Annotated in this window: 18 protein-coding genes; 5 read left to right on the plus strand and 13 right to left on the minus strand. The window is 31.8% G+C overall.

What is annotated here, in order from left to right; genetic code table 11:
- Positions 1-47 precede the first annotated feature (47 nt).
- From QZZ48_RS05170 to QZZ48_RS05205, 8 genes are all read right to left on the minus strand, one after another.
- Positions 48-533: a hypothetical protein gene (locus QZZ48_RS05170; RefSeq protein ID WP_294962705.1), complete on the minus strand. Its 486-nt coding sequence runs from the start codon at positions 531-533 to the stop codon at positions 48-50.
- Between the two features lie 133 nt (positions 534-666).
- Positions 667-1,686, minus strand: a complete 1,020-nt coding sequence (locus QZZ48_RS05175; RefSeq protein WP_294962707.1) for a hypothetical protein — start codon at positions 1,684-1,686, stop codon at positions 667-669.
- Positions 1,683-2,486, minus strand: coding sequence for a hypothetical protein (locus QZZ48_RS05180; RefSeq protein ID WP_294962708.1), 804 nt, complete (start codon positions 2,484-2,486; stop codon positions 1,683-1,685). Before QZZ48_RS05180 ends, QZZ48_RS05175 begins: the two co-directional genes overlap by 4 nt.
- 109 nt (positions 2,487-2,595) lie before the next feature.
- Positions 2,596-3,192 carry a 16S rRNA (guanine(966)-N(2))-methyltransferase RsmD gene (rsmD, locus tag QZZ48_RS05185; RefSeq protein ID WP_294962711.1) on the minus strand — a complete coding sequence of 199 codons (597 nt, stop codon included), beginning with the start codon at positions 3,190-3,192 and terminating at the stop codon, positions 2,596-2,598.
- Positions 3,182-3,550, minus strand: coding sequence for a hypothetical protein (locus QZZ48_RS05190; RefSeq protein ID WP_294962713.1), 369 nt, complete (start codon positions 3,548-3,550; stop codon positions 3,182-3,184). The genes rsmD and QZZ48_RS05190 overlap by 11 nt, the downstream gene beginning before the upstream one ends.
- The gene (locus QZZ48_RS05195) at positions 3,547-4,242 is read right to left on the minus strand and encodes an exonuclease domain-containing protein (RefSeq protein WP_294962715.1); all 696 of its coding nucleotides are present in this window, start codon (positions 4,240-4,242) and stop codon (positions 3,547-3,549) included. Before QZZ48_RS05195 ends, QZZ48_RS05190 begins: the two co-directional genes overlap by 4 nt.
- Positions 4,236-4,775 (minus strand): hypothetical protein, encoded by a 540-nt coding sequence (locus QZZ48_RS05200; RefSeq protein ID WP_294962717.1) that lies wholly within the window; start codon positions 4,773-4,775, stop codon positions 4,236-4,238. Before QZZ48_RS05200 ends, QZZ48_RS05195 begins: the two co-directional genes overlap by 7 nt.
- Entirely contained in the window at positions 4,768-5,196 is a 429-nt protein-coding gene (locus QZZ48_RS05205) for a hypothetical protein (RefSeq protein ID WP_294962719.1), read from the minus strand. The genes QZZ48_RS05200 and QZZ48_RS05205 overlap by 8 nt, the downstream gene beginning before the upstream one ends.
- Positions 5,197-5,296: 100 nt before the next feature.
- On the opposite strand from QZZ48_RS05205, the gene QZZ48_RS05210 reads away from it, so the two are divergent.
- Positions 5,297-7,681, plus strand: a complete 2,385-nt coding sequence (locus QZZ48_RS05210; RefSeq protein ID WP_294962721.1) for a GGDEF domain-containing phosphodiesterase — start codon at positions 5,297-5,299, stop codon at positions 7,679-7,681.
- Between the two features lie 42 nt (positions 7,682-7,723).
- Positions 7,724-8,986, plus strand: a complete 1,263-nt coding sequence (gene murA / locus QZZ48_RS05215) for a UDP-N-acetylglucosamine 1-carboxyvinyltransferase (protein ID WP_294962723.1) — start codon at positions 7,724-7,726, stop codon at positions 8,984-8,986.
- Between the two features lie 9 nt (positions 8,987-8,995).
- Here murA and QZZ48_RS05220 read toward each other — a convergent pair whose 3' ends face one another.
- The 4 genes from QZZ48_RS05220 to purH all read right to left on the minus strand — a co-directional run bounded on the left by QZZ48_RS05220 (position 8,996) and on the right by purH (position 13,040).
- Positions 8,996-9,370 carry a helix-turn-helix transcriptional regulator gene (locus QZZ48_RS05220; protein WP_294962726.1) on the minus strand — a complete coding sequence of 125 codons (375 nt, stop codon included), beginning with the start codon at positions 9,368-9,370 and terminating at the stop codon, positions 8,996-8,998.
- A gap of 10 nt (positions 9,371-9,380) precedes the next feature.
- Entirely contained in the window at positions 9,381-10,277 is an 897-nt protein-coding gene (locus QZZ48_RS05225; RefSeq protein ID WP_294962728.1) for a DnaJ C-terminal domain-containing protein, read from the minus strand.
- A 92-nt stretch (positions 10,278-10,369) separates the two neighbouring features.
- Positions 10,370-11,440, minus strand: coding sequence for a methyl-accepting chemotaxis protein (locus QZZ48_RS05230; protein WP_294962731.1), 1,071 nt, complete (start codon positions 11,438-11,440; stop codon positions 10,370-10,372).
- A gap of 64 nt (positions 11,441-11,504) precedes the next feature.
- The gene (gene purH / locus QZZ48_RS05235; protein WP_294962734.1) at positions 11,505-13,040 is read right to left on the minus strand and encodes a bifunctional phosphoribosylaminoimidazolecarboxamide formyltransferase/IMP cyclohydrolase; all 1,536 of its coding nucleotides are present in this window, start codon (positions 13,038-13,040) and stop codon (positions 11,505-11,507) included.
- An 87-nt stretch (positions 13,041-13,127) separates the two neighbouring features.
- On the opposite strand from purH, the gene QZZ48_RS05240 reads away from it, so the two are divergent.
- The 3 genes from QZZ48_RS05240 to QZZ48_RS05250 are packed head-to-tail and all read left to right on the plus strand — an operon-like array spanning position 13,128 to position 14,794.
- Positions 13,128-14,087, plus strand: coding sequence for a 6-phosphofructokinase (locus QZZ48_RS05240; RefSeq protein WP_294962736.1), 960 nt, complete (start codon positions 13,128-13,130; stop codon positions 14,085-14,087).
- Positions 14,088-14,089: 2 nt separating this feature from the next.
- Positions 14,090-14,401: an NGG1p interacting factor NIF3 gene (locus QZZ48_RS05245; protein WP_294962738.1), complete on the plus strand. Its 312-nt coding sequence runs from the start codon at positions 14,090-14,092 to the stop codon at positions 14,399-14,401.
- Positions 14,402-14,794, plus strand: coding sequence for a hypothetical protein (locus QZZ48_RS05250; RefSeq protein WP_294962739.1), 393 nt, complete (start codon positions 14,402-14,404; stop codon positions 14,792-14,794).
- Positions 14,795-14,987: 193 nt separating this feature from the next.
- On the opposite strand, the gene QZZ48_RS05255 is transcribed toward QZZ48_RS05250, so the two are convergent.
- Positions 14,988-15,178, minus strand: a 191-nt coding sequence (locus tag QZZ48_RS05255) for a hypothetical protein (protein WP_294962742.1), incomplete at its 5' end; no start/stop codon positions are given.

The following is a 15,178-nucleotide window of genomic DNA, read 5'->3' on the forward strand; positions in this document are numbered from 1 at the left end:
TCCATGTTAGTTTTCTACTGTAGATATTCCACCTTGAAAAGGTGGAACTAGAAAATGCTGGCAAAATCAAACTCCTTATTTACATAAATGCTATAATATGGATTGGGGTTTCCATAAAAATTATGTTTTTTTGTTTTGACAAATGATATCTGGCGACCGGAGACACTATGAATACTTTTTACAAAAAAAGAAAATAAAACAGATGTACCATAATTTGCATTATTTGGAATTTGTGGGACACCTAAACTAAATTTATGTGAGTCAATAGATTTTATAAACCTATAAGCGGGAGGAAGTATAGGATTACCATAATCAGACAAAGAGATTTGATTAATACCACTAAAATATGAACCAATAAAAAAACCATAACCCTCATGAACACAATAAGTACCCATACGTTCATTCAAAGTAATCTGAAATAATATAATATCGTTTTTGTATAAAGTGAAACGGTTATAGTCTTGGTTTAAACTTTCATAAGTTAGAGTTAAAGAATTAGGACAGCAATTTATTACTTCCTTTGTCCCTTCCAAATAATAAACTTCATTATCTTTTTTATTATCCCAAGTATCAATATCAGCATCTAAAATCTTAGTACCACCACAACTAGCTTTTACATACCCTGATATATCTTCTGATACAACTCATTGCACATAGTAAAGTTTTTTAGACGCTTCGAAGGGGGTAGACTTCTTCACTCATAACTACACTAGAATCAAATATATGCTTTACAGTTATCTTGTACTCTTTATTTAGTTCTTGGTCTGTTTCCCATTGTGAAGCAGTATAAATACTATTGTGAAACTCTATCCATTCAGTTAAAGATTTATAAATATCTGTTTGTGTGGCTGATGTTTGCATATAGTAATCAAACGCATGAAAATCACTTAAACTACTATCTTCTGAATACCATTCTTCTGCATTACACATTGGCGTTGTACAATCAGCTATAGTAATAGGAGCACAAGGTATTGTAGATGTTGAATCAACTATAGCATTTGGACCAGGCAACCATACATAATAACGCATAGGATTTCTTACTATCTCCCCTGCACCATTAAGTACAGAGATTGGGTCATTATCATATGTTAAGTAAGAACTATGAGGTATTTTCACATCTGACGGTGAAGCTAAACCAACTGTTTTAAAGTAGTCTCGCATCCAAGGGGCTATGCCTCCATCAGAGTTATATGCTTTGTTTGTAAAAAAGTTACCTTGTGAGTGAGCTAATACAAGGACACCGTGTCCTATTTTAATACTATCTTCATATGCTTTAACTTGTTTGTTTATATCATTGGCTTCATATGTTCGTACGATTTCTTCACTAAGCTTGATAGCACCTCCACCTATACCTGTTGCTCTACCGATAGCTACTGTAAAAGCTTTCCATCCAAATTCAGCTCCTATATTTTCATCAGTATATTGTAGCCATGCTTCAAAAAAGTCTATTGCTACTCTATGCCCCGTATTAAATGCTAGGTCGTATTTACCTATATAAATTTTTACATTGGAATTAGCTTTTACATAAGCTTTAAGTTGAGTTCTTCCTTGACGAAATGAAGCTTCATGAGAAACTGCTCCTACACCATTAGCAAAATATATATCTGTTTTACACTCATCAATATTTTCAGCAAGAAGCTGAGATGAAAATAGAGCTATAAAAAGCAATGTTATTAAAGTTCTCATTTCTCCATCTCCAATAACTCATCAATATTGAAATTACAATTTTCTACTTTAAGGTCTTCATCATGGATTGGCATACTATATGATCCACCACTCATAGCCTGATTGAATTCAAGGTATGCACGCATTCGCTCTTTAGTATTAAAATAAGCTACTTCCATAAAATCAACAATATTATTTGGCATTACAATTCCATTTTGTTCATCTAAGTAACCTTCACATGAATATTGATTCCACATCTCTTTTTGTAATTCTTCAGATGCTGCTGCTCCTACAGGATCTTCTAAAACTTTTGGATAACGAACGGCATACTGCATCATAAAAGCCTGTTCTATAGGTCTTTTATACTGAAAATATATCTTTCTCTCCACATCATCTCTAACACCATTATTGTTGGTGTCTATGCCAAGTAGTGTAGAATTATTGACTAATGTGTCTGGTTCAGGAGGGAGTACATGTCCATTTATAATTTCTGGTTCTGTGACATTTATCTCTATCGTAGCTTTAAAAGGTTTTTTGCTTTTCTTAGCTATGACTTTTAGAGTGTATGTTCCAGCACTAGATGCATTGAAAGTGACTTCTGAAGTAGTTTCTCCTGTAAGTGTGTAGTCTTTGTTATCAGATACTACTTTCCATTTGTAGCTATCCATATCACTAAACTTTGTAGATACTATGATAGCTTTGTAGGTGTGAGATTCGTTGATGCTTATCTCTTTGTTACCTTCTATCTCTATAACTTTCATACATCCAGTTATGAAAAGAAGTAAAAACAGACCTAAAATTACTTTTTTTATACTACTCATGATTATTTCCTTTTTGTAATAATCATGAGTAGTATATTTTTGTTTTATTTAGTGTATTAAGAGAAGCATGTTTATTTTATAATATTAAATAGTAACAAGAGGTAACATTTTATATTAGATAAGTCAGCGAAGTATTCCCAAACTTTTTAGATTTTTTTATCTTGAAGGCACCTATAGTCTCAGGTATTTCTAAGCCTGTCATATGCTCGATGATTATTAGCTCTGTAAGCTCTGGAGGGATAGATGCTATCATGGCTATCATTTTGTCATAGATATCTTCCATACCTTCTCGGATGCTAAATGGTGGGTCTATGTAAAAGTATGCACTTTGATTATTTTTCTTCAGTCTTGATATAACAGAATTAATATTTGAAAAACTGTCTCCACTAAAGATTTCACATGCAGATGGGTCAGTTAAAGAGATATTTTGTTTTAAGACTTTTATTGCATCTCTGTCTTGCTCCATAAAAAGTATGTTGTTTGCACCACGGCTTAGTGCTTCAAGCCCTATAGAACCACTTCCAGAAAAGACCTCTACAAATGTAGCATCTATGATATCAAACTGAATAGTGTTGAAAAAAGATTCTAATACTATTACTTTTGACGAACGTGTAGTTGTTTTTGATGGGAGTTTTAAAACTTTGTTTTTAAATTTTCCGGATATTATTTTTTTTGTTAATGATTTACTTTTACCACTATTTTTCATAAAATGCTCTAACTGCCTTTAAAATATTTTCTTTGTACTCTTGAGTGAGTATATCTATACGTTTTTCTAAGATGCTAAAATCAGCTCCATCTTCAGACAAAGAATCAGTTTGTGACTTTAGTTGAGAAGATATATTAGAGTATCTATCTTCTAAGGCCAAGATAAGAGTTGACTTGGAAAATGGTTTTAACAAGTCAGAATCACTATCTTTAGATATATAAAATGTTTTTTTATCATTTAGTACTTTAAAATCGCGCACAATAATATCTGATTGTTTTAAAGAACTTAGATGCGAAGCTAAAAATATTTCTAATGATTTTTGTAATAACGGTGACTTACATTCAACTGCAATCTTCATGATAGTTCTCCTAAATAATATTCGATACTATAGCGCAAATCTTCATCTAAATCTATAATATTTGCTAGCATCCACTCTAAATAACCTCTATCACACATACTTATCTCTTCTATATATCGACCAGAATATTTTCCAAATTCAAACTTTGATATCAACACTTTTTTAAAACTAAGCTCTGAGAGTAACTCTTTTGTACCAAAATCTAATAGATATTCGTAAAGATTTTTTGCAATTGTTGCGTCACTTAATGCATTATGTGCCTGAAGTTCATCTTTTTCTTGTTTATACAATTTTAACTCATATCTTAAAAACTGTAAAGAAAACTGCTCACACTCAGGAACAAGATGTTTAGTAACCCTAAGCGTATCTATAACTTCACCCTTAAAACTAAAACCTGACTTTTCTAGCATTGCCAAATCAAACTTTATATTATGACCTATAATCGTGGCATCTAGGTTGTTATGACAAGTTAAGAACTTATACGCTTGACTCTCTTTAAACTTAACCTTGTCCATTAACATTTCATTTGTAATATGATTTACACTAGAAGCCTGAGATAGAATTTTTTTGCCTTCATTAACTAGTTCATATATAGTTGTAGTATTTTTTTCTTCAACACCAATGATTCCAATAGAGCAGACCATATCTTTTTCTTCTAATCCAGTAGTCTCTACATCTAAAAATATCAGCATTTTACTACTTTAATTCTCTTGCATCTAGCAGTCATAAACATAAAAGAGAAGTATCCACTAACTAGTAAAAAGGCAAATAACCAGTAAATATTGAACCACTCAAATACTCCGCTGTAAGATGTAAATATATAGGTAAAGACAATAGAAAGAATCATCAAAGAGCCCACTAGCCATATAATGAGCATAAACCATTTTCTCCAAACTTTTACTATATCACCATATCCAACATCTTGTAAAAGTTCTTTGCCATCACAAGAGTACAGATTAATCATATAGCCAGAGATACAAACATTAAATATATATTTCAAAGCACGAAAAAGTGCTAAAAGAAGGGTAAAGCTCCATACTACTGGAAACCAAAATAAAAAAACATTTATAATGGCATCTGTAACTTCGCTACTTAAATTTGCCATACCTTGACTTGTATAAATAGAAATAGTAATAAGAAAAGAGATAATAGATGCAAAGATAGTACTACATAGAGTTAGTCTAATCGACCATCTTATCCATAGAAAAAAATAAAATTTACTCATCTGTTGAAAAAGTACCTATCATGTCATAGTAATTTTCAAGAGTCATAAAACTTTTCTCAAACCTATATCTGATAATGAACTCAACAACCATATCTTTTAAATCACTATCAACATTTTCAACTTTTCCAAAATATGCCAAAGAAATATTTTTACTCTTTTGCAAAGCTGTCTTATCATAACTGATAGCTAAAACTTGTAGGTATTTTCCATTTTTTATTTCTCCAAGAGAATCACTTAAAAGTGAGGCTCCAGAGAGATTTATAGCTTTAAAATCAAACAAATCTAAGAAATTTTCTACTTTTTTATCGATTTGTATTTTTGTATATAAATTTTTTAATATTTTCATATTATTTTTTCTTGCTGTTTCATAAGAAGATATTTTATTTGTTAAGTTTTTTAGTCTATCAAGAGCTGAACTCATGGTACTTCCTATAGTGTCACTGATTATAAAAGTATATCAAAAAAGCATTTCTTTATATATTAAAGAGTAAAATCGTTTTTTTAAATTTAGGTTGTACAACATGAAAATATCCTTTGCTTCACTAAGGTTTAGAACTCTTTTTCTGCTTTTCTTCTCATCAATCATTTTCATAATTTTTATTACTTTCATTACAAAAGAATCCTTTTCTCAGGGTTATACTTATCTAGTAAATGAAGAGATTAGATGTATAGAAGAAAAAATATATCCAGATATATCTATCAATCTTATTAATGCAAATAACAATGAAATTAAAAAAATAGCTACGGACCAACTTAAGCATGATAAAGTCTTACTTATAAAGATAGATGCTATAAGCCTTGATAAACCAATGTTATTTTACAAAGAAAACAGTTCTATACAAGAGTTAGAAAAAAAGAATCATTTAGTATCAAGAAAGATTCTTTATGACAAAGTTACGTCAAAAGAAATTGCAACAGCAACTATAGTCTATTCAAACAAATCATATTCAACATACATAGGTAACTTTTATAAATGGCTTTTTGGTGGTGTTGTTATTTTTGGACTTGCTGTCATTGCACTTGGTTTTATTCTGTATAATTCACTAAATAGGTTAACTATACTAGCATCAGATTTTGAAAACTTCAACCCAAACAAGCCAAATAACTTTACTCTGAGTACTCAAGTCGATGATGAAATTACTACTATTAATAAATCTGCAAATATAATGGTTAAAAAACTTACAAATTTTATAAACGATACAAAAGAATTAAATGATTCTATTTTACAAAAAAAAGTTCATCTTAAAGAGGCTCAAAGAATTGCTAAGGTTGGAAGCTGGGAGTACAATGTAGTTACAGATAATCTACTACTGAGTGATGAAGTCTATCGCATCTTAGGAGTAAAATTTGGCACTATTATTAAATGGAATGATTTTTTAAACTTTATCTCAAAAGATGACTATGACAGAGTAATAAAGGTTATACAAGATGCCATCAAATATGGTTCTAAGTTCAATATAAAATATGCTCTAACTCTTCAAAATAATAAAGAAATTTTTTTACAGACAAGAGGTAAGGTTCGCAAAAAAGCAGGTGGACTTGTTAGAATTACCACAGTTAGTATGGATATTACGAACGATATCAAAAATAAAAAAACTATTGAAAGATTAGCGTACTATGACTCCTTAACTGGCCTTGCAAATAGAACCCTCTTAAGAGATAGAATGAATAAGGCTATTCAATATGCAAAAAGAGAAAACACTAAAATAGCGATAATGTTTTTAGACCTTGATCATTTTAAACTTATCAATGATACTCTTGGACATAGTGTAGGTGATCAACTTCTTATTCATATAGCAAAGATATTAGAAGAACATATTAGAGAATCAGACACACTCTCAAGACTTGGAGGAGATGAGTTTGTACTTTTGCTTCCTTTGGTTAAATCAGACCAAGATGTTCACAATATTGCATCTAAGATTCAAGAAGCTCTACAATCTAAACATCAAATAGGTAATCACCAACTATATGTAACTTCAAGTATTGGTATTTCAATTTACCCTGAACATGGTACTGAAGTAGAAGAACTTGTACGTAATGCAGATACTGCAATGTATGAAGCAAAAAATCATGGTAGAAATAACTATAAAATTTACTCAAATACTATGGGGAATTTTGTTGATAAACAGTTGCATCTAGAGCAAGACCTTATTCAAGCGGTAAAGAATAAGAAAGAAATCGAAGTATTTTACCAAGCAAAAATAGATGCAAACAATGGTTTTATATCTGGGGCAGAAGCTTTAGTAAGATGGAATCACCCAGTTAACGGACTAATATTTCCAGATGAGTTTATACATATTGCTGAAAGTACTGGTTTAATGATTGAACTTGGTTATTTAATCATAGAAGAATCTATATTCCAACTTCAAGAATGGAATAAACTTGGATTAGTAGGTCTTAAAATAGCGATAAATCTATCTGCGAGACAATTTCAAGACTCAAAATTAGTTTCATTTATTTTATCTATGATAAACAAATATCAAATCTCTCCTTCTCAGGTAGAGTTTGAGATTACAGAAACTATTTCTATAACAAATATGACTAACACTCTTAAGACTCTCAGAGAGTTAAAAGCGATTGGAGTCTCTATTGCCATTGATGATTTTGGAACAGGTTATTCATCTTTATCTTATCTTAAAAAGTTTCCGATAAACACATTAAAAATTGATAGATCATTTGTTATTGACATAATGAAAAATAAAGAAGATAAAACAATTGTACAGACAATTATCTCCATGGCACACTCTTTAGGTTTTAATACTGTAGCTGAAGGAGTAGAAACTTTAGAGCATGTGGAGTTATTAAAGAGTATGAAATGCGACCAACTTCAAGGGTTTTACTTCTCTAAAGCACTACCTAAAGATGAGTTTACATCGTTTATAAAAGATTATATACCTAATAAATAATATTTTAAGATATAATTCATTATTAAATTATAAAAGAAGATGATGGATTACTTACAGATAAAAAGAGTTAATTCTCTAAATGGAAATATTAAAATCTCTGGTGCTAAAAATGCATCCCTTCCACTAATTGCAATGACTATCCTTGCAAAAAATAGTGTAAATATTAAAAATTTGCCACATGTTGCAGATATAAATACTCTTTTAAAGCTCTTATCAAACCTTGGTGCACAATGTGATTTCCACGATGATAAGGTTGTAGTTGACACATCTACTCTTACGCAGACAAAAGCAACCTATGATATTGTAAAAACTATGCGAGCTTCTATCCTTGTACTAGGACCAATTCTCGCTAGATTTGGTCACTGTGAAGTATCTCTTCCAGGTGGTTGTGCGATTGGACAAAGACCAGTTGATCTTCACTTAAAAGCTTTAGAGCAAATGGGTGCGAAGATTAATATAGAATCAGGTTACATACAAGCAACTGCTCCAAATGGGCTAAAGGGTTGTGATATTATCTTTGATAAGATAACAGTAACCGGAACTGCAAACATTTTAATGGCTGCAGCTCTAGCATCTGGCAATACAACCCTTACAAACGCGGCAAGAGAACCTGAAGTAGTTCAACTGTGTGAAATACTTAATGCAAGTGGCGTTCAAATTGATGGAATCGGTACAGCAATTTTAACTATTCATGGAACAAATGGAAAACTTGTTGATATCCAAGAATTTTCTGTTATACCAGATCGAATCGAAGCTGGTACATACCTTTGTGCAGGAGCAATTAGTCGTTGTGAGTTAACACTTACTCATGTGAATTATCATCATCTTGGCTCTGTATTAGCTAAACTTGAGGAGATGGGAAGCAGTTTTACTCTTAGTGAGGATACAATTACGATTCATCCATCAGATGTGATTAAAGCTGTTAAAATAGTTACACAAGAATATCCAGGATTTCCAACAGATATGCAAGCTCAATTTTTAGCTTTGGCTACTCAAGCTACTGGAACTTCTATTATTGAAGAGAGACTGTTTGAAAATAGATTTATGCATGTTAGTGAACTACAAAGAATGGGAGCTGACATCTCATTAAACGGAAGTGTAGCTACGATAAATGGTGGAACACAACTAAGTGGAACTGATGTTATGGCAACAGACTTAAGAGCTTCAAGCGCTCTAGTTTTAGCAGGATTAGTTGCAGATGGGATAACAGATGTACATAGAATTTATCATTTAGATCGTGGTTATGATGCTTTAGAAAAGAAGCTTGAAGCTGTTGGTGCAAATGTTAAGAGGTTAAAAGAGTAGAATAAATTTCTACTCGAAGATAATCATCTCGTAAATAGATTTTTTTGTAACTAATGCTTTATCAGGAGAAACTGAATGGGTATTTTGAGCAGAAGCAACTTCGTGACGTAACTCAGCTATCTCTGTCTCCATATCATCCACATTTTCTTTAAGTCTTAAAATAATATCAACACCTGCAAGATTTACCCCAAGTTCGCGAGTAAGTCTAAGAATAAGTTTTATTCTATCAATATCTCTTTGAGAATAGAGTCTTATACGACCATTTGAACGTGATGGACATATAAGGTTTTCTCGTTCATACTGTCTAAGAGTCTGAGGATGAATATCTAATATTTTTGCAACTATACTTATTAGATAAACAGGCTCATCATATTGGTGTATCATTCTAACTCCTTTATTCTTGAGGTAGTTTTTCTTTCATTACTTCAACTAAATCTTCATCTAAGTCGTCAACTTTTGGTAAAACTATATTTGCTTCTAGATATAAATTCCCACGAACCTTTGTTTTACGGTTCATTGCACCCATCTCTTTTACACGGAATCTTTGTCCATTTTTAGTGTTTTGTGGAACTTTTAGTTTAATCTCTTTTTCTAATGTTTGAATAGCAATTTTATTACCAAAAAGTGCCGCATAAAGAGGAACATCAAATATTTTAACAAGATCATCATCTTCTCTTATATATTCAGGGTTAGATGCAACAGTAATCTTTAAAAACAGATCTCCAGCACGTCCAGATTGAGCATGTCCTTTTCCTTTAACACGCATCTTCTCGCCATTTTTTACGCCAGCTGGAATTTTAATGTCAAATCTCTCACCATTAACTGATACAGAGTGTGAACCACCAAGAATAGAAACACTAAATGGAATAGTTACACTTGTTTCGATGTCAAGATTTGGTTGTTGTTGCTGTTGTCCACCAAAGCCACCTCCACCAAATGGATTTCCTCCACCGCCAAAGCTACCAAAGCCTCCAGCTCCGCCACCGCCAGAGAACATTTGACGTAAGATATCATCTAAATCACCTTGCCCACCACCTTGATGTGAACGAGAAAAATCATGAAAATTTTGTCCACCAAACATGCTATCACCATGCATATCATATTGTTGTTTTTTCTCTTTATCACTTAGTATTTCATATGCAGAATTAATCTCTTTAAATTTATCTTCTGCATTTTTATCTTTGTTTACATCGGGGTGATATTGTCTTGCTAATTTTCTATATGCCTTTTTTATCTCGCTCTCATTAGCATTTTCTGATACTTCAAGAGTTTCGTATAACGATTTAGCCATTCATATTTTCCTAAAATTTATATATATAGTGATTTATTGATTAAGTGGGATTATATCATAAGGGTTGAGTGGAAGTCAATCAAGTACGAAGATTATGCCCTCGTACTCTTTACAGCAGATAATAGTTCTTTAAAGCCTACGTCACTAGACATTTCTACATCTCCTAATCTTTTTGATGCTTTAGGTTGATCATCATTTTTAGCATATTCTAAAGTTTCTTGTAAACCTCTATGAACATTTGAATGATGTTTAACAATACTATTTATTAGAGAATTGCCTTTAAGAAAACCACTAGAAGCAACAGAGAACCATTGTCCAAATCTACAAGAATTCTCATCACTTATTGTTACAGATGAAGAGTTTATCAGCCCTTCATATGCAGATAATTTTAATAAAATATGATCAATTTTACCATTACTAACATGAAGTTCATTTGTTACATCATTTGTTTTATTTTTTATAGTAATACTATTGCTATTTACTTCAGCAATATTTTGGTTAAAAGAATCAAGAATATTTATAACTGAAGATGACTCAGTGATAAAATCTTTAGATATTTCCATCATTGAATTAGAATTTTGCTTTAATCCATTAATGTTTATTTCAACTTCTTGTGTAGCTTTTTGAGTTCTCTCAGCGAGTTTTCTAACTTCATCTGCAACAACAGCAAAACCTCTACCATGTTCTCCTGCACGAGCAGCTTCTATAGCTGCGTTAAGTGCAAGTAAATTTGTTTGATCAGAAATATCTTTAATTAGATTAATAATATCAGCAATAGAATTAACACTATCATTTAATGAATTTGCATCATCAGTAAGAGTATTTGAGTGAACCTGTATTGTTTCAATATTATTTGCTATATTAGCCGTTTCAGATTCAACACTTTCCATTCTTGTAGATGTTTCTCTGTTTAGTTCGTTGATTTCTTCTAAATCTACAATATTATCTTCTATTGTTCCTTGTAAGAAACCAACTCCACTTTCATAACTTTTAAGTAATATTTCTATAATTTCTGAGTTACTATCTTCTTCTACAATCTCGTTTGCTGATGCTTCAAGTTCATTTATTCTTTGTGTTAAATCTGAGTTTTGCGACTCTAAGTCTAAAACCTTTTTTTCATATTTGGCAGTTATTTCTGCTATCTTTGCTGATGAACCGAACATTTGTCTTTCCTTTGTCTTATTTTTATCCTATTGTAATACTATAGAACTTAAAAAAACATAAGCTCTAATGAAGGAAATGACGTACTTCAGAGAAATAAAGGCTCATACCAAACTCGTTAGCTGCATCTATTATTTCTTCATCACGAATTGAACCACCAGGCTCGATTACATTTTTAACACCAGCTGCTGCCGCTGCATCTATAGAGTCACGAAATGGAAAGAATGCTTCAGATGCAAGAGCTGCACCAGTAACGTCAAGACCCATATCTTTAGCTTTTTTCAATGCACATTGACTTGCATCTACACGAGAAGTCATACCCATACCAACTGCTACCATTGCAGAATTTTTAACATATACAACACAGTTAGATTTTGTAAGAGATGCTACTTTGTATGCTATTTCTAAGTCTTTCATATCTTGAGCTTTAGCTTTATTTTTAGAAACAAGTTTTGCATTTTTAACTTCATCTTCGCCAACTTTATCAGCATCTTGGAACACAAATCCACCATCGATGTGTTTGAAGTCTTTTTTATCATTTGCTAAAATTAACTTATCACTACCTTGTTCAAAAAGTTTGATACGCTTCTTCTTAGCAAATACTTCTTGAGCTTCAGGAGTGATACGTCCAGCGATAACAACCTCTAAGAATATCTCATTCATTTTCTCTGCTAATTCTTTATTTACAACACCATTAACTGCGACAACACCACCAAATGCAGATACAGGATCACATTTAAGTGCTTCAATATATGCATCAAGTAAATTGTCTTTAATTGCAAAACCACATGGATTACCATGCTTAGAAATACACACTGCATTATCTTCACCAAATGCAGATGCTATTTTTACAGCTCCGCTTAGGTCATTTAAGTTGTTAAAACTTGCTTCACCTTTTAGAGTTGTGAAGTTATCAGAATAGTGCTTATCAAATTCGTACAGAGCACCTTTTTGGTGAGGATTTTCGCCATAACGAGTATTCATTACTTTATTTCCAACTACAAATTGTTTCTCACCGAAACCTCCGTTGAAACGCTCATTCATATAGTTAGCAATCATTGAATCATAAGCTGCTGTATGCTCATATGCTTTTATCATAAATCCACGACGGAAATCTTTTGTATTTTTCTCATTTTCTATTGCATCTATAACTTCATCATAATCAACAACATTAGTTACAATGATTACAGAATCAAAGTTCTTTGCAGCTGATCTAACCATAGCTGGTCCGCCGATATCTATATTTTCAATAATATCATCAAAGTCATCAGTTCTCTCAATAGTCTCTTTAAAAGGATAAAGATTAACACAAACTAGGTCAATTGACTCAACACCTAACTCTTTTGCTTGATCTAGATGCGATTGCTTATCACGACGATGTAAAATACCACCATGAACATAAGGGTTAAGAGTTTTTACTCTACCTTCAAAACACTCTGGAAACTTTGTAACTTCATCAATTTCAATAGCTTTTATACCAGCTTCAACTAACTTTTTATAAGTTCCACCAGTTGAGATAATCTCATAACCGTTACTTACAAGTGATTTACAAAAATCAACTACACCATTCTTATCGCTTACACTTACTAATGCTCTTTTCATTAAAGGACCTCGAAAATAAATTATGAAATTTTATCTAAATTGAGTTTAGATGATGGTAAACTATATAAACTAAATTTTGGAAATTTTATGAAAAATATTGCTATTCTCTGCTCCGGTGGTGATGTATCTGGTATGAATCCTGCGTTAAAACACTTCGTTGAATATTCACTTCAAAAGAATCTAACTCCATACTTTATTTATGAGGGATATGAAGGTTTAATAGACAACAAAATAAAACAAGCAAGTTATTGTGATGTCTCTGGAATAATCAATAGCGGTGGAACAAAAATAGGGAGTGCACGAAGCAAAAGATTTATGCAAAAAGAGTATAGAGATATTGCTAAAAAAAACTTAGATGCACTTGGGATAAAGATGCTAATAGTTCTTGGTGGTGATGGTTCATTTAGAGGACTTGATATTTTTTATAAAGAAACAGGTATAAAATTTTGTGGAATCCCTGCAACTATAGACAATGACATTAATGCAACTGACTATTCGCTTGGTGTTGACACAGCTCTTAACATCATAAAAACATCTATAGATGCCATAAGAGATACAGCTTCATCATTTAAAAGGGCTTTTGTAATAGAGACTATGGGAAGAAATTGTGGATACTTAGCATTAGTATCGCATCTTACATCTGGCTCAGAACTGTGTTTAATACCTGAAAAAGAGTATGACCTTAAATCTTACGAAGAAGATTTTAAAGAGCAAATAAACAATGGAAGAAAGTACTTTATAGCAATAGTCTCAGAGGGTATTAAACAAGACTCTTCTGAGATAGCTCAGTGGTTTGAAAATAAGTTAGGAATGGAATCTAGAGTGAGTATTTTGGGTCATATTCAAAGAGGTGGAAACCCAAGTATATATGACAGACTAATGGCTTACAAATTTATAACTCACGCAGTTGATGGCTTACTAGAAGGTAGAGATGAAAGCGTAATCTGCTATACAAAAAGTGGATTTGAATTTAATAGTATAGAAGAAGTAACAAGTAAAACTAAAGAGCTAGATGCTGAACTACTTTCTTACTTAGATAAGCCATAGGTATGTATAAATTAAACTATTTCGTGCCTGTAGATGCTAAAGATAAAACTAAAGAAGCTCTATTTGATATAGGTGTTGGTAAATATGAGAACTATGAATGTTGCTCTTTTGAGACTTTAGGAGTTGGACAGTTTAAGCCTATAGGAGATGCGAATCCTCATCTAGGTGAGCTTGACATCGTAGAAAAGGTTCAAGAATATAAGATTGAAATGGTTTGTTCTGATGAGCTTATAAAAGAGGCTATAAAAGTTTTAAAAGAAGCTCATCCTTATGAGGAAGTGGCTTATGAAGTTTTTAAGATGGAGGAGTTTTAAATGGAAATAAGAGATTGGATAATGATTATCTCTGTATTGGTTATTATATTTGGTTGGTTTTATAATAACAATCGAAATAGAGAACATGAAATATCAAAGAAAAAGTTAGAACATAGACTAAGAACCCTAGAATCATTTTTACCCATTTATAATTCTTTTGCATCTAGTAAAGATCCTTTTAATAAGGATAAAGATTTAACTGACAAAATATTAAGATCAAGATCTATGTTCCAAACATATGGAGAGCAAGACGAATGGGATTTATTTAAAAATTTTGCAATTGCCTTAGATAAAAAAAATATTAAACAAGTAGAAGATAATATAAATAAATTATCAGCATTGATTAGAAGCAGAATAAGAAAAGAATTGGATATTACAAACATTAATTTATAATGCCAATTATGTCACTTTTTTACAAAAGTAACCAAAAATCGTGTCACAAAATGGATTTCTTCACGCCTTTTTTTGGTCGTTGCATCTAAAAATGCAAAACTCGGCTAAAGCCTCAGACAGTTGCATTTTCTTAACGTCTCCACTCGGTCAAAAAGACTAAAATCCAAAGTGACACCCTACTTGCCAAGCAAGTTTATGCGTCAGTTGCAACATCTGCAGAGCTAAAAAATACTAAATAAATTTCGTTAAGAAAATTCATCTGTTTGAACGAAGTGAGTTTTGAATTTTTAGACTTAATTAAAAATATGGGGGTTTGAAAACCCTTGCAAACTTCTGTATATTGGTAAGAAACCAAGGTATTTCTATAATGGATTATAAAAAAGC

The sequence above is a fragment of the Sulfurimonas sp. genome, from assembly GCF_016744025.1.
Lineage (GTDB): Bacteria > Campylobacterota > Campylobacteria > Campylobacterales > Sulfurimonadaceae > Sulfurimonas.

Coding starts and splice junctions, on each gene's coding strand:
- QZZ48_RS05200 (WP_294962717.1), bottom strand. CDS start 4,775: ATGAGTAAATTTTATTTTTTTCTATGGATAAGATGGTCGATTAGACTA.
- QZZ48_RS05225 (WP_294962728.1), bottom strand. CDS start 10,277: ATGGCTAAATCGTTATACGAAACTCTTGAAGTATCAGAAAATGCTAAT.
- QZZ48_RS05245 (WP_294962738.1), top strand. CDS start 14,090: ATGTATAAATTAAACTATTTCGTGCCTGTAGATGCTAAAGATAAAACT.
- QZZ48_RS05205 (WP_294962719.1), bottom strand. CDS start 5,196: ATGAGTTCAGCTCTTGATAGACTAAAAAACTTAACAAATAAAATATCT.
- QZZ48_RS05175 (WP_294962707.1), bottom strand. CDS start 1,686: ATGAGAACTTTAATAACATTGCTTTTTATAGCTCTATTTTCATCTCAG.
- QZZ48_RS05250 (WP_294962739.1), top strand. CDS start 14,402: ATGGAAATAAGAGATTGGATAATGATTATCTCTGTATTGGTTATTATA.
- QZZ48_RS05210 (WP_294962721.1), top strand. CDS start 5,297: ATGAAAATATCCTTTGCTTCACTAAGGTTTAGAACTCTTTTTCTGCTT.
- QZZ48_RS05240 (WP_294962736.1), top strand. CDS start 13,128: ATGAAAAATATTGCTATTCTCTGCTCCGGTGGTGATGTATCTGGTATG.
- QZZ48_RS05180 (WP_294962708.1), bottom strand. CDS start 2,486: ATGAGTAGTATAAAAAAAGTAATTTTAGGTCTGTTTTTACTTCTTTTC.
- QZZ48_RS05190 (WP_294962713.1), bottom strand. CDS start 3,550: ATGAAGATTGCAGTTGAATGTAAGTCACCGTTATTACAAAAATCATTA.
- QZZ48_RS05195 (WP_294962715.1), bottom strand. CDS start 4,242: ATGCTGATATTTTTAGATGTAGAGACTACTGGATTAGAAGAAAAAGAT.
- QZZ48_RS05230 (WP_294962731.1), bottom strand. CDS start 11,440: ATGTTCGGTTCATCAGCAAAGATAGCAGAAATAACTGCCAAATATGAA.
- purH (WP_294962734.1), bottom strand. CDS start 13,040: ATGAAAAGAGCATTAGTAAGTGTAAGCGATAAGAATGGTGTAGTTGAT.
- QZZ48_RS05220 (WP_294962726.1), bottom strand. CDS start 9,370: ATGATACACCAATATGATGAGCCTGTTTATCTAATAAGTATAGTTGCA.
- rsmD (WP_294962711.1), bottom strand. CDS start 3,192: ATGAAAAATAGTGGTAAAAGTAAATCATTAACAAAAAAAATAATATCC.
- murA (WP_294962723.1), top strand. CDS start 7,724: ATGGATTACTTACAGATAAAAAGAGTTAATTCTCTAAATGGAAATATT.